Source organism: Aquimarina rhodophyticola, from assembly GCF_042434915.1.
Taxonomy (GTDB): Bacteria; Bacteroidota; Bacteroidia; order Flavobacteriales; family Flavobacteriaceae; genus Aquimarina.
Window position 1 is genome coordinate 2,934,188 of the sequence record NZ_CP170198.1, and the last position, 13,197, is coordinate 2,947,384.

Annotated in this window: 15 protein-coding genes; 6 read left to right on the forward strand and 9 right to left on the reverse strand. The window is 33.9% G+C overall.

The annotated features are described in order from the left end of the window. The first annotated feature begins 362 nt into the window (after positions 1-362). The 4 genes from recA to ACE939_RS12705 all read left to right on the forward strand — a co-directional run bounded on the left by recA (position 363) and on the right by ACE939_RS12705 (position 4,032). Positions 363-1,370, forward strand: coding sequence for a recombinase RecA (recA, locus tag ACE939_RS12690; RefSeq protein WP_378185963.1), 1,008 nt, complete (start codon positions 363-365; stop codon positions 1,368-1,370). 194 nt (positions 1,371-1,564) lie between these two features. Beyond that, a complete protein-coding gene (locus ACE939_RS12695; RefSeq protein WP_378185964.1) occupies positions 1,565-2,002 on the forward strand; it encodes a hypothetical protein in 438 nt (145 codons plus the stop codon). Positions 2,003-2,017: 15 nt separating this feature from the next. Beyond that, a complete protein-coding gene (locus tag ACE939_RS12700; RefSeq protein ID WP_378185965.1) occupies positions 2,018-2,569 on the forward strand; it encodes an RNA polymerase sigma factor in 552 nt (183 codons plus the stop codon). Beyond that, complete coding sequence (locus ACE939_RS12705) at positions 2,566-4,032, forward strand: hypothetical protein (protein ID WP_378185966.1); 1,467 nt, start codon at positions 2,566-2,568, stop codon at positions 4,030-4,032. Before ACE939_RS12700 ends, ACE939_RS12705 begins: the two co-directional genes overlap by 4 nt. On the opposite strand, the gene ACE939_RS12710 is transcribed toward ACE939_RS12705, so the two are convergent. After that, on the reverse strand, positions 4,029-4,772 hold the full coding sequence (locus ACE939_RS12710) for a lysophospholipid acyltransferase family protein (protein WP_378185967.1): 744 nt from the start codon (positions 4,770-4,772) through the stop codon (positions 4,029-4,031). The genes ACE939_RS12705 and ACE939_RS12710 overlap by 4 nt on opposite strands. A 73-nt stretch (positions 4,773-4,845) precedes the next feature. Between ACE939_RS12710 and trpS the strand changes: the two genes are divergently transcribed. Next, positions 4,846-5,814 carry a tryptophan--tRNA ligase gene (gene trpS, locus ACE939_RS12715; protein ID WP_378185968.1) on the forward strand — a complete coding sequence of 323 codons (969 nt, stop codon included), beginning with the start codon at positions 4,846-4,848 and terminating at the stop codon, positions 5,812-5,814. Between the two features lie 83 nt (positions 5,815-5,897). Here trpS and ACE939_RS12720 read toward each other — a convergent pair whose 3' ends face one another. From ACE939_RS12720 to ACE939_RS12740, 5 genes are all read right to left on the reverse strand, one after another. Beyond that, positions 5,898-6,293: a hypothetical protein gene (locus ACE939_RS12720; RefSeq protein WP_378185970.1), complete on the reverse strand. Its 396-nt coding sequence runs from the start codon at positions 6,291-6,293 to the stop codon at positions 5,898-5,900. Next, positions 6,294-7,310: a phenylalanine--tRNA ligase subunit alpha gene (gene pheS, locus ACE939_RS12725; protein WP_378185971.1), complete on the reverse strand. Its 1,017-nt coding sequence runs from the start codon at positions 7,308-7,310 to the stop codon at positions 6,294-6,296. 98 nt (positions 7,311-7,408) lie between these two features. Continuing rightward, entirely contained in the window at positions 7,409-7,765 is a 357-nt protein-coding gene (locus tag ACE939_RS12730; RefSeq protein WP_378185972.1) for a hypothetical protein, read from the reverse strand. 38 nt (positions 7,766-7,803) lie between these two features. Then, positions 7,804-8,082: a hypothetical protein gene (locus tag ACE939_RS12735; RefSeq protein WP_378185973.1), complete on the reverse strand. Its 279-nt coding sequence runs from the start codon at positions 8,080-8,082 to the stop codon at positions 7,804-7,806. A 4-nt stretch (positions 8,083-8,086) separates the two neighbouring features. Then, positions 8,087-8,329, reverse strand: coding sequence for a hypothetical protein (locus ACE939_RS12740; RefSeq protein WP_378185974.1), 243 nt, complete (start codon positions 8,327-8,329; stop codon positions 8,087-8,089). Positions 8,330-8,411: 82 nt separating this feature from the next. Here ACE939_RS12740 and ACE939_RS12745 point away from each other — a divergent pair, with 82 nt between their 5' ends. Further along, positions 8,412-8,939, forward strand: coding sequence for a CvpA family protein (locus ACE939_RS12745; protein ID WP_378185975.1), 528 nt, complete (start codon positions 8,412-8,414; stop codon positions 8,937-8,939). Here the strand turns inward: ACE939_RS12745 and ACE939_RS12750 are convergent. The 3 genes from ACE939_RS12750 to ACE939_RS12760 all read right to left on the reverse strand — a co-directional run bounded on the left by ACE939_RS12750 (position 8,936) and on the right by ACE939_RS12760 (position 13,139). Then, the gene (locus tag ACE939_RS12750; protein ID WP_378185976.1) at positions 8,936-10,795 is read right to left on the reverse strand and encodes a SulP family inorganic anion transporter; all 1,860 of its coding nucleotides are present in this window, start codon (positions 10,793-10,795) and stop codon (positions 8,936-8,938) included. The two genes, ACE939_RS12745 and ACE939_RS12750, sit on opposite strands and share 4 nt — an antisense overlap. A gap of 118 nt (positions 10,796-10,913) precedes the next feature. Beyond that, positions 10,914-11,540: a carbonic anhydrase family protein gene (locus tag ACE939_RS12755; RefSeq protein WP_378185977.1), complete on the reverse strand. Its 627-nt coding sequence runs from the start codon at positions 11,538-11,540 to the stop codon at positions 10,914-10,916. A gap of 24 nt (positions 11,541-11,564) precedes the next feature. Next, entirely contained in the window at positions 11,565-13,139 is a 1,575-nt protein-coding gene (locus ACE939_RS12760; protein ID WP_378188446.1) for a SulP family inorganic anion transporter, read from the reverse strand. Positions 13,140-13,197 lie beyond the last annotated feature (58 nt).

Genomic DNA, 13,197 nt, shown 5'->3' on the forward strand with positions numbered 1-13,197 from the left:
GCAAAAACATGTTTTTGCGGCGGTTTTTTGGGCTAATTCGTTATTTAATAATTTATTTCTAAAATATTAGAATAACGAAGCTAGCCTCCTTCGACTATACAATTACTAATCTTAGTAGTTGTACAGCCATCTAGCGTATGTATTACTACACTTTTAAGAAATTTCATCGATCATCCTCCTTCTTCATAAATTGTTCAAGTTGCTTTTCACTTAGATGCGGTTTCCAAAAAAACGTTGCGTTGCACTATTTAAAAAATTATGCTCTCTGTTGATAAATTGCTTTCTTATCTATCAAATTAAAGTTATCATACAAAAAAGATATAGTACCTTAGCATTATCATTAAAAAAAGAGAGACAGCACAATGAGTACGGAAAAAGATGCTAAATTAAAAGCCTTAAAACTTACGTTAGACAAATTAGATAAATCGTATGGTAAAGGAACCGTAATGAAAATGGGTGATAGTGCCGTTCAAGAGGTTGATACCATATCTACTGGATCCTTGGGTCTTGACCTCGCTTTGGGCGTTGGTGGCTACCCAAGAGGGAGAGTTATAGAAATCTATGGGCCAGAGTCTTCTGGTAAAACTACACTTACTTTACATGCGATTGCGCAGGCTCAAAAAACTGGAGGTATCGCTGCCTTTATTGATGCAGAGCATGCTTTTGATCGTTTTTATGCCGAAAAACTTGGCGTAGATATAGACAATTTAATAATATCTCAACCTGATCACGGAGAACAAGCTTTAGAAATCACAGATAATCTTATACGCTCTGGCGCTATTGATATTATTGTAATTGACTCTGTTGCTGCTTTAACTCCAAAAAGTGAAATTGAAGGAGAAATGGGTGACTCAAAAATGGGACTCCATGCACGATTAATGTCTCAGGCATTGAGGAAACTAACAAGTTCAATAAGCAAAACGAACTGTACTGTTATTTTTATCAATCAATTGCGTGAAAAAATCGGCGTTATGTTTGGTAACCCAGAAACCACTACGGGTGGTAATGCGCTCAAATTTTATGCATCTGTGCGTTTGGACATTCGTAGATCCACACAAATTAAGGATAGTAACAGTGCGGTAATGGGTAATAAAACCAGAGTTAAAGTTGTTAAAAATAAAGTAGCACCTCCTTTTAGAACTGCCGAATTTGACATTATGTATGGAGAAGGTATTTCAAAAAATGGAGAAATTATTGATATTGGTGTCGACTACGAAATTATCAAAAAAAGTGGATCTTGGTTTAGTTACCAAGATACAAAATTAGGACAAGGTAGAGATGCTGTGAAAAACCTTCTTAATGATAATCCAGATCTAATGGAAGAACTCGAAACAAAAATTAAAGAAGCTATTAAAATAGCTAATGAATAGTATAAACAATAAGGCAGTACATTCTATAACTTAAAAGTTTCTTTCAAGGAAACATTTGGTATAATTACAGTAAAAAAAGATCCCTCGTTTTTGGGATCTTTTTTTATTTTAAGAAAACTTTAGCGTGTCCAAACGCAACCTAAAGAAAACAAAAACATCTAAATAACACAAACAAGATACCCCAATTTCGAGTTATGAAAACAGTATCCAAAATTGCGCTGATCATACTTTATTTATGTTTTACCAGTTGTCTTAATGATGATGATTCTATCAATTTTTTTTACGAAGGGTTGCCTATAGCAAGCGCCGAGCTTCCAGAAGAACTTGTTAAAGATTCTACATATACTATTAAAGTTTCGTACTTTAGACCTACTTCATGTCATAGATTTGAGGGCTTTGATTATCAAGGAATCAAAAATGAAAGAACTATTTCTGCCATAGCTGTCGTTAGTGATGAAACTACGTGTGAAACCTATGATGAAGCTAAGGAAGAAGACACCTCTTTCAATTTTTTGGTAGGAAATGAATCAAGTTATATCTTCAATTTTTGGCAAGGTAGAGCAGCAGATGGATCTTCTAAATTTTTGACAATTGAAGTTCCCACAAGAGAAGCAAAAGTAAAAATTAATTAAAATCGATAGATATAGTTGGGGTTGGAGCAACTCATAGAGAAATGCAAAAAAAGAGATGAAAAGGCTCAAGAACAGCTCTATCGCCTTTTTTCAAGTAAACTATTTTCAGTTTGTTTGAAATATTCTGATAATTATGCCAATGCCGAAGACACCTTGCAAGATGCTTTTATTACCATATTTAAAAAAATTGAGCAATTTAAAAATAAAGGTTCTTTTGAAGGTTGGCTTAAACGAATTGTAGTAAATACTGCTCTTCAGAAATATCGAAATCAAAAAGTATTCGAAATAATTAATGAAGAACAATTAGAGGACCCCTATGTAGATATCGATGAGGAATCAGTTTCTTTAGATTACTTACTTACAATAATACAACAACTTCCACATCGGTATCGTTTAGTATTTAATTTATATGTGTTAGATGGGTACTCACATAAAGAAATTGCAGAATTATTAAATATCTCTCAAGGCACATCCAAATCAAACTTGGCACGTGCACGATATATATTGAAAGAAAAAATAGAACTTCAAAATGAAATACAAGTTCAACCTATTGAAGGAAGCAGATGAAAGATAAAAAACATATAGATCGTTTATTTCAGGAAAAATTCAAAAATTTTGAAGCAAGCCCTGGTGAACATGTTTGGAAACACATCAGTGCTTCTCAAGAGAATAAACGCAAAAAAACGATTGTGATTCCTTTTTGGTATCGATTAGCTGGTATAGCAAGTGTGATAGTGGTGGTAAGCACATTGACTACTTATTGGTTAAACACTGATAAACCTGATATAAATACTTTTGTTACAACCCCTCAAAGCGAAAATACCTCTTCTCCAGCAGTCGTTATGGATAACGAAAATAAAAATACTCGAGAGATCAACACACCTATTTTTAATACAAGTGATCAAAAGACTGAAAAAAAATATAACCATAATTCAGACATCGTTAATGCTGGTAACCTTAGAAAAAATACTGAGGATATTCAAAATTCTATAAAAACAGATAACTCCAAATTACCTGTTAACTCACCTAAAAAAGCAATTGCTAAGCTTCACAATAAAGATTTTAATATTGGTAACGAATCTAATCAAACTTCTATTGCATTTAAAAAAACATCAACCGATCCCTTTTCTAATTCACCAGATGAGAGCGATAAAAAGGTTACATCCAAAGACGGTACTGTTGAATCAACCCCATTAGCACAACAAATCAAACCATCACCTAATGAAAAGTTAAAAGAAGAAAGACATAAAAAATCATTATTTGATGCTATCAAAACTGAAGAAGAAGCACTTATTACTGAAAAAAGAGTACCAAATAAAAAGTGGAATATCACCCCTAATGTGGCTCCTGTTTACTATAGTTCTATTGGAAATGGATCTTCTATAGATCCACAATTTAAGGACAATAATAAAGACGGACAAATTAACATGAGCTATGGTATTCAAATTGCATATGCCTTAAATAAAAAAGTAAAAGTACGTTCTGGTATTAATAAAGTTGATTTAAGTTATAATACCGAAGGTGTTGGTTTTGGTCCTTCTATAGTTAGTAGGGAATTGCAAAGTGTAACCTATAATACTATTGCCGAAGAAATAGAAATCACAGATTATAAATCACCTAATCGAGTGGCTTCAGATGTTAATGGCAACTTTATAAATAAAAGACAGACCATTGGGTTTTTAAATCAACGTTTAAATTATATCGAAGTTCCTTTAGAGATTGAATATGCATTGATTTCTAATAAACTTGCTGTTCAAATGATTGGAGGATTAAGTACTCTATTTTTGAGTGATAACGAAATATCGGTTCAATCATCTGGTCTTGAAAGCTCTATCGGTGAGGCTAATAACCTGAATGATATAAGTTTTAGCGGAAATATCGGTCTTGGAATTGATTATTCTATATCAGAAAGTTTTCAGATCAATATGGAACCTATTTTTAAATATCAACTTAACGCCTTTAGTAAAAATGATGGTAATTTCAAACCTTACTATTTTGGTATCTATACTGGTGTGAATTTCAAATTTTAAGAGGTAGTGCTCTTAAGTAGACTTTCCAAAATAATTTCTCTACTTTGTGATTTAAGATTCTTTTTGTCTTCTTGAGTTAGTCCTTTTGTTCTAATCATAGGATGGATAATAGCGCGCATTTTACCAGGGCTGCCACTTAAAAAAGTATAGGAAAATCTTTTTTTGTTATCCAAAAAAGTTAGTGGAACAATTGGTATTTGGTAATCAATAGCTAGTCGAAACGCTCCATCTTTGAACTCATCTAACACGATAGACTCATCATCGGGGACGCCACCCTCTGGAAAAATACAAATGCTAATACCCGAATCCAAACGCTTTTTTGCCTCCTTAAAAACTTCATTTTTGCTTTTTTGACTATTTCGATCCACAAGAATACAAGTGCGCTTATAAAAAAAACCGAATAGCGGAATTTTTGTAAGTTCCTTTTTACCTACAAAAACGAAAGGATTCTTTACACAGTAAAGGATCAGCATTATATCAGCCATCGAGGTATGATTTGCAATAAACATATAACTGTGATGGTGATTCATATTTTCATTATTCTTAACCTTGGGAATAAAACCACTTCCATATAAAATTATTGTTGCCCAAAATCTAGCCAATACAAAAAATTGAGGGTACCATTTTTCTCTAGAAGTAAAAACAAGTAATGCAGGAAACAGTATCAAAATAGGTAGTGCCATGAGCACATAAAACCAGATACGCCAGATAACAATTAAAATTTTTTTTGGTAAACCCATAATGTCAAAAATACATAATTGGTTTGAGCTATCTGAACAAAAAAATTACCTTTGTTAAAATTAAAAAAATACTATGTCCAGAATATTAACAGGAGTCCAGAGTACAGGCACGCCTCACTTAGGTAACCTTTTGGGAGCTATAATCCCCGCTATAGAAATGGCAAATAAACCTGAAAATGAATCGTATTTATTTATCGCTGATATGCATTCTTTAACCCAAATTAAGAACGCAAACATACTTCGGGAAAACACCTACTCTACAGCAGCTACTTGGTTAGCATTTGGACTTGACATAGATAAAACCGTTTTTTACCGTCAAAGTGATATACCACAAGTGACAGAATTATCTTGGTATCTAAGTTGCTTTTTTCCGTATCAACGTCTTACACTTGCGCATTCGTTTAAGGATAAAGCTGATCGACTTGAAGATGTCAACGCTGGGTTATTTACATATCCCATGTTAATGGCTGCCGATATACTTTTGTATGATGCAGAGATTGTACCCGTTGGTAAGGATCAATTGCAGCATATAGAAATGACTCGCGATGTTGCATCAAGAGTTCATAACCAAATAGGTGAACTATTCGTAATGCCTGAGGCACAAGTTCAAGAAAATACAATGTATATTCCTGGAACTGATGGTGCAAAAATGAGTAAATCAAAAGGTAATATTATAAATCTTTTTTTACCTGATAAGAAGCTGCGCAAACAAGTGATGAGTATTGCTACCGATAGCATCCCATTAGAAGAACCTAAGAATCCAGATACATGTAATGTTTTTGCGCTATATCAATTAATTGCCAATACAGCGGAAATTGAGACCATGCGTAAAAATTACACCGAAGGAAACTATGGTTACGGTCATGCTAAACAGGCGCTTTATGAAGCACTTATCGCCAATTATAGCGAACAAAGAGACCGGTATAACTATTATATGGAACATCTGGATGAGATAGACCAAATCCTTGAAAAAGGTGCTCAAAAAGCTGCGGCTACTGCAAATGAAGTTTTGCAAAGAGTGCGTAGGCAAGTTGGGTATTAATTTTACGACAAACAATTTTGAAAAACGGCGGAGTTTCTATAATAAGGAACCCAGCCGTTTTTAAGTAGTAGAAAATTACGTTTTTATTTTTTTAAAACACCCTGTTGCTTCATAACTGGTAGTTCTTGAACTGCTCCTTCGTTTATCGTATGTTTTTGGAAGATATACTTTTTGTCATAGAGCTTACCATCAGCAAAAAATGTAACAGCAAACTCATTATTCATAGTCAGCAATTCTTCTTGAATCATCTCGATCTTTGCGCTAGATTTTGCTTCAACCGAGCCAATACCATGGCGAAGTAATGAGGTTTTACGGTCACTATCGTATCCCTTGGTTACTATTAAAACCATCTCAATAGGAACAGTACCGTCATTTATAATATATGCTATCCAATTTTGAGCCAAAAGCTCCTCGTCCCATTCTTTAATAATGGCGATATAAATATCTTTAACCTTTGGTATGTCTATATCTTTTCTCACTTAAAGTGTCGCTTTAAATTGCTCTAGAAATCTAGTATCATTCTCACTTAGCATACGTATATCAGATATACCATACAGCAAAAGTGCGATACGATCAATACCCATACCAAATGCAAATCCACTATACTGTTCGGGATCAATGTTACAATTTTTTAAAACATTTGGATCAACCATACCGCAACCCATGATCTCTAACCAACCAGTACCTTTGGTCATTTTATAATCCGTTTCGGTCTCTAATCCCCAATATACATCAACCTCTGCACTTGGTTCTGTAAATGGAAAATAGGAAGGCCGTAATCGAATTTTGGACTTGCCAAACATCTCTGTTGTAAAATATTGTAAAGTTTGTTTTAAATCTGCAAAAGAAACATCCTTATCGATATATAAACCTTCTACTTGATGAAAAAAGCAATGAGATCTAGCAGAAATAGCTTCGTTACGATACACTCTGCCAGGAGATATAGTGCGTATAGGCGGTTCATTTTCTTCCATATATCGTACTTGCACAGATGATGTATGAGTACGTAAAAGGATATCGGGATCTGTCTGAATAAAGAATGTATCCTGCATATCCCTTGCAGGATGGTATTCTGGCAAGTTCAATGCCGAAAAATTGTGCCAATCATCCTCAATTTCGGGACCTTCACTTACATTGAAACCAATACGAGAAAAAATCTCAATAATTCTATTTTTGACCAGTGAGATTGGATGTCTAGCTCCTAGAGCAATAGGTGCATGAGGTCTTGTTAAATCTCCATACACTCCCGTATCTTCTTTAACCTCAATAGTGTCTCTTAAAGCATTCACTTTGGCTTCAGTAGCTAGTTTTAAAGCATTGATTGCCTGACCAAAATCTTTTTTCTGGTCCTTAGCGACATTTTTAAATTCGGCAAAAAAATCATTTATAATACCTTTTTTACCTGCAAATTTTATTCTGAATGCTTCAATTTCTTCTTTTGACTCTGCAGAGAAAGATGCTACCTCGGTGATATATTCTTTTATTTTATCAATCATGAAATTTTCTTAATAGGACCGCAAATTTATGGAATTTCTGGGTATTTGCATGCTATATATCAACCCTTCTTTTTAGTAACTTGCATATCTACTAGGAGTTATTCAATGTAGTTACTTGCAATAAAATAATTTACTATCGCCTCTTTCATTAAAACCGATTGCTCGCCAGATTTAAGATGTGGCAAAGCTTCTTTTACAATATAATGAGGCCAACCTTGATCATCAAAAAAATCAAATTCGTAGTATCCATAAGGTTCCAGAAGTCTGCATATTGCAATATGCATAAGATCCAACTTCTCGTCTTTTTTATATTTCTTATGAATCTGACCTAGTTCTTGAACGCCAATTAAATAAATAATTGCATCCAAATCTAAACTATCACCATCTGCAAATTGCCCAGAAAGCTTGGTAACCAGAAGCTCCCATCGTTCTTTTAATTTAATATCTCTTGACATATCGTTTTTGCGCAAAAATACAACAGAAAATTACATTTCTAGATCGATTTGTATAGAGATTGCTTTACCTGATCTCGATGAACCATCCTAACCAGTGCTAAGGTTTTTGCCGAAGTACATTTAATTAAAATATAATAGAATCCTATCCCTATTTTAAAAAACCTTTCTTTATCTTGTATACGCTGAATTGGAGTCAAACTAGAAGTGTCATCTAAGGTTTCGAGTGACCGTAAAACGCTTTTCAATTTTACTTCTAGAGAAGTATCATTGATTTTTTGGTAATCTGAAGCAAAGGTTTTTAAAATTACTATTTTCATAAGGTTAAGAGTTAAATAGTTCTTCTTTGGTAACAGTTTCATCGCTCTTGATATCTTTGAGTAAAAACATAAAAGCCAGATCATTTTTTTGTTCTACAGATAACTGTTTTAACTGGTTGTCTCTTTTAAAATCTATGTAAAAAGCCACTGCCTCCTCTATAACTTTTTTTACACTTGAGTCCTCAATAGCAGCAATTAATTTGAGTTTTGGTATTAAATCATCCTCTACGTCAATAATTTTTCTCATATATAAAGTATATAGTATATATCAAATATATACTATTTAAAATAATTTTAAAAATGTATATTCGTTCCTTTAAAGGTTTACAATGGGATATATTGACATTATTCTTGGAATTTTATTAACCTGGGGGTTAATTCGAGGCTTTAGTAAAGGATTAATTGTTTCTTTAACTTCATTAATAGCATTGATAGCTGGTATATATATAGCTATACATTTCTCTCATTTTGTAGGAAGCTACCTCGAACACTACGTTTCATGGGATACTGGTGTTACACAGTTATTATCATTTGCCATTACATTTTTATTGGTTGTTCTTAGCGTTGCTCTATTGGGTAAAGTACTTACCAAAATTGCAAATGCAATAGCCTTGGGTATCATTAACAAATTATTGGGTGGTGCTTTTGGAATTTTAAAAATGGCATTTATAGCTAGTGTGATTATTATGCTAATTGATGCAGGTAATAATACGTTTAATTTTATTGATCAAGACACGTTAGATAACTCTATATTATATAAACCTGTACAAGCGATTGCTCCAGCAATCTTACCAGAAATTATGAAAAAGGCTTCTGTCACAAAAGAAACTCCAAAAGAAAATTTACATAGTGCCTAATTAATATATATATCCGCTACTTTATCTTTTATATAGGCAACACAATCATCAAAATTTTTAAATAAATGTTCTTCCGGAATTAAATCTGGAATAATGTCTATTCGTTTCATAAGGTATCCAGGTTGATTTTGTAGACCTGTGATAAAGGTTCTAATAGTACGCTGTTCTAGACTTAGTATAATTTCTTCGAGCGTATATACACCGGATTGGTCTATATAAGGCACCTTATCCATTCTAAGTATTACATGAGTAGCTGTTTCTGGGATTTGTTTGGCTAATTGTTGTAACTCACTAGTTGCTCCAAAAAAAACAGGGCCATTAAGATGTTTTACAAAAACCTCTTCTTTTAGATTTTCCGGAAAATTATTTTCATCTACCCATCGTTTTAATGATGAATCATTTTCTAAAACTTTAAGTGAATTAACAGTAGATTCTTTGGCCGTGACATCACCCATTTTTTTCATAAAAAGAAGAGAAGCAAGCACCAATCCAATACCTACGGCATACACTAAGTCCCAAAATACAGAGAGAAGCATTACCAAAATCATAATTATCACCTCTACTTTTGGCATGCTAGGTATTGCTTTAAGTCCCTTATAGTCCATGACACCAATACCTACTGTCACCAATATCCCCGCTAATACAGCTGCCGGTATTTGTGAGGCGATAGGTCCCAAGCCTAAAAGCACTAGTAATAGTAAAAGTCCCGCTATCATCCCTGACAATTTAGTTTTTCCACCGGCATTTATATTTACAACTGTACGAATGGTAGCTCCAGCCCCTGGAATACCACCAAAAATGGCTGCTATACTATTCCCAATACCCTGTCCAATTAGTTCTTTATTTGGATTATGCCGTGTTTTTGTCATATTATCAGCTACTACAGAGGTGAGTAAACTATCAATAGCTCCTAAAAATGCCAAGGACAATGCCGAAAAAATATATGGACTTATCGCGCCGAATCTAAACTCTGTAAATATGGAAAAATTAGGTATGGGAAATCCGCTAGGGATTTGCTCAATCGGACGATAATTGAGATTTAAAGCATATGCCGCTCCAGAGACGATTAATAAAGCAACCAAGGTACTTGGTATGACCGTGGTTATGCGCTTAAAACCATAAATAATTATAATGGTACAAAGGCATAATATTAATTCTAGCATTTTGATATTAGCGATTGCTCTAGGTAAACTAATAATAGCTCCCCAAACACCACCGCTATCTTTGCCAGCCATAAGTACAGCTTCAGATTCGATTTTTTCGCTAGTTATATACTGTGCTCTTCTTATTGTTTCCTCAAAATCTTGAAGTACCAAAATACCTTCTCCAGCTTCTTCTCTCAGGATTTTTTCTAAAATAATTTCTTCGGCAGCGGGTTTAAAAGTAGAAACATATTCCCTATCCTCTTGAGGATAATATCCCAAAGCTGGTAGTAATTGAGTAACTAATATCATAATACCTATGGCGGTCATGAAGCCCGAAATTACAGGGTATGGCATATATTTGATATATTTTCCTATCCCTAAAGCACCCAACCCTATTTGCATAAGACCTGCTAATACAAACACTGTCAATATTGCAGGTAACGCTTTGGCAACATCTCCATCATAAGCTGCTATTAAACCTGCGATAACAACCATACTAACCGCAGTCATTGGAGCTGTTGGTCCAGAAATCTGAGTATTGGTACCTCCAAACAATGCGGCAAAAAAACTAATGAAAATAGCTCCATACAATCCAGCACTAGGACCTAATCCAGAGGAAACACCAAAAGCTAGTGCTAATGGTAATGCTACGATTCCTGCTGTTAACCCACCAAAAGTATCGCCTTTTAAATTGCTAAAAAAAATTTTCATCATTCGGTTTTTTTATTTAAAGACAATGATACTAAAACTATTAGTATACGTATCAAAAAAAAGACTAAGTCTCTCTGACTTAGCCTTTTTTTAGCAAACATTTAATAGTATCTGGTAGTTATATAAAAGTTACCTTACCATTCTTGATATCATACATACCACCTACGATTAAAATTTCATTATTATCTTCCATCTCTTTTAAAATATCGCTTTGTCTACGAATATTGTCTATCGTCATTTTGACATTCTGTATGGCTACGGCATCTACAAATTCTGTATTTGCTGAGTTACGTTTGGCATCATCCTGAGGTTCTTTAACGGCATCTACAGCAGGTGTGATTTTATCTATTAACTTGGTTAAATTACCCATCTTTACATGATCACAGGCACCTTTGATAGCCCCACAGCTTGTATGTCCAAGTACTACTATAAGTTTAGTTCCTGCAAGTTTACTACCAAACTCCATACTACCCAAGATATCTTCGTTTACAAAATTACCTGCAATACGTACACTAAAAATATCTCCCAATCCCTGATCAAATACTAATTCTGCAGAAACGCGGGAATCTATACAACTCAAGATAGTTGCAAAAGGAAATTGACCTTCTTTTGTATCATTAACCTGCTCCAATAAGTTTCTATTAGCTTTTAAGTTTTGTTGAAACCGTACATTTCCTTCCTTTAAGAAGTCTAATGCCTTTTGCGGTGTCATTGTTGCTTGCGTTTCTTTTGTATGTGCTTTCATATACTATATGTTTCTTTAATTAAATTATTTTGTCCTCAATTTGAAAAACTCAATATAACTTTGAGGGTTCTCTGCTATTCCTCGTTCTGAAATAAGCTGGATATCAATATTTTTATTTTTTGCTTTCTCAGAAAAATCATCCAATATTTCTATGATATCGTTATCCAAATACCTTGTTTTTCTTACATCCAAGGTAAGATGAGTATTCGCTGGTAGTCGATCCAATTCTTTAAGAATTGCTCCTTTATTAAAAAAGGTAACTTCTTCGGCTAATGTCATTTTAATTCTATGCTGTCCGTCACTATTATTTTCAATATGTAAAAAGTGTGAATTTTGATAACTTTTAATTAAAATCACAACAATCCCCACTAATAAACCAAGTCCAATACCCCATAGCAAATCAATGAACACAATACCCAATACGGTTACTACAAATGGTATAAATTGTTTCCATCCTAATAGATACATAGATTTAAACAATTGAGGCTTTGCTAACTTATAGCCAACTATTAGTAGAATAGAAGCTAATACAGAAAGAGGAATCATATTGAGCAACCTTGGAATAAGGATAACAGAGATTAATAATAAAAAACCATGAATTATTGCAGACATTTTCGTTTTACCACCCGATTGAATATTTGCAGAACTACGAACAATAACCTGAGTAACTGGTAGACCCCCTATCATACCCGAAATAATATTTCCGGTTCCTTGCGCCAACAATTCCCTATTAGTCGGTGTAACCCTCTTATCTGGATCAATCTTATCAGTCGCCTCAACACACAATAAGGTTTCTAAACTAGCTACAAGTGCGATTGTAAAAGCAGTTATCCAAATATCTGGCATCGTAATCACACTAAAATTGGGAAAACTAAACTGATCCAAGAATGAATTAAAATTATCCGGAATTGGAACACTTACCAAATGACTTTTGGCAATTGAAAGAGTCTCAGATGAGCCTGTCAATACATAGAAAAGTATACCTACCACTACTGCAACTAAAGGTCCTTGGATAATTTGAAAAATTTTGCCTTTCTTACTTAAGACTTTATCCCAAAGTAATAAAATAATCAATCCTATTATGGCTATTATAGTAGCTCCAAGGCTGATATGATTAATTGCATTCAATATTTCTGAAAACGTATTTTCTCCATCAACTTGAAAAAATGCAAAATCACCCTCTGGATCTGCATCGTAGCCAAAAAAGTGAGGAATTTGTTTTAATATAATGATGATCCCTATACCTGTTAGCATTCCTTTAATAACCGACGACGGAAAATAATAACCGATAATCCCAGCTTTTAAAAGACCAAAAACTAACTGTATAACACCTCCTAAAACCACGGCAACAAGAAAATTCTCATAACCTCCTAAAGCACCAATAGCTGTTAAAACAATGGCTGCCAAACCGGCTGCAGGACCACTAACTCCTATTTGTGAACCACTTAAAGCTCCTACTACGATACCGCCAACAATACCTGCAATAAGCCCCGAAAAAAGTGGTGCGCCACTTGCTAATGCGATCCCTAGACACAATGGTAATGCTACAAAAAAAACAACAATACTTGCTGGGAGATCATTTTTAATATTTTTAAAAATACTCATAACTTTATAATTACATTTATACCCTTAAGGTATATTTTTTAGTTTTAACAAG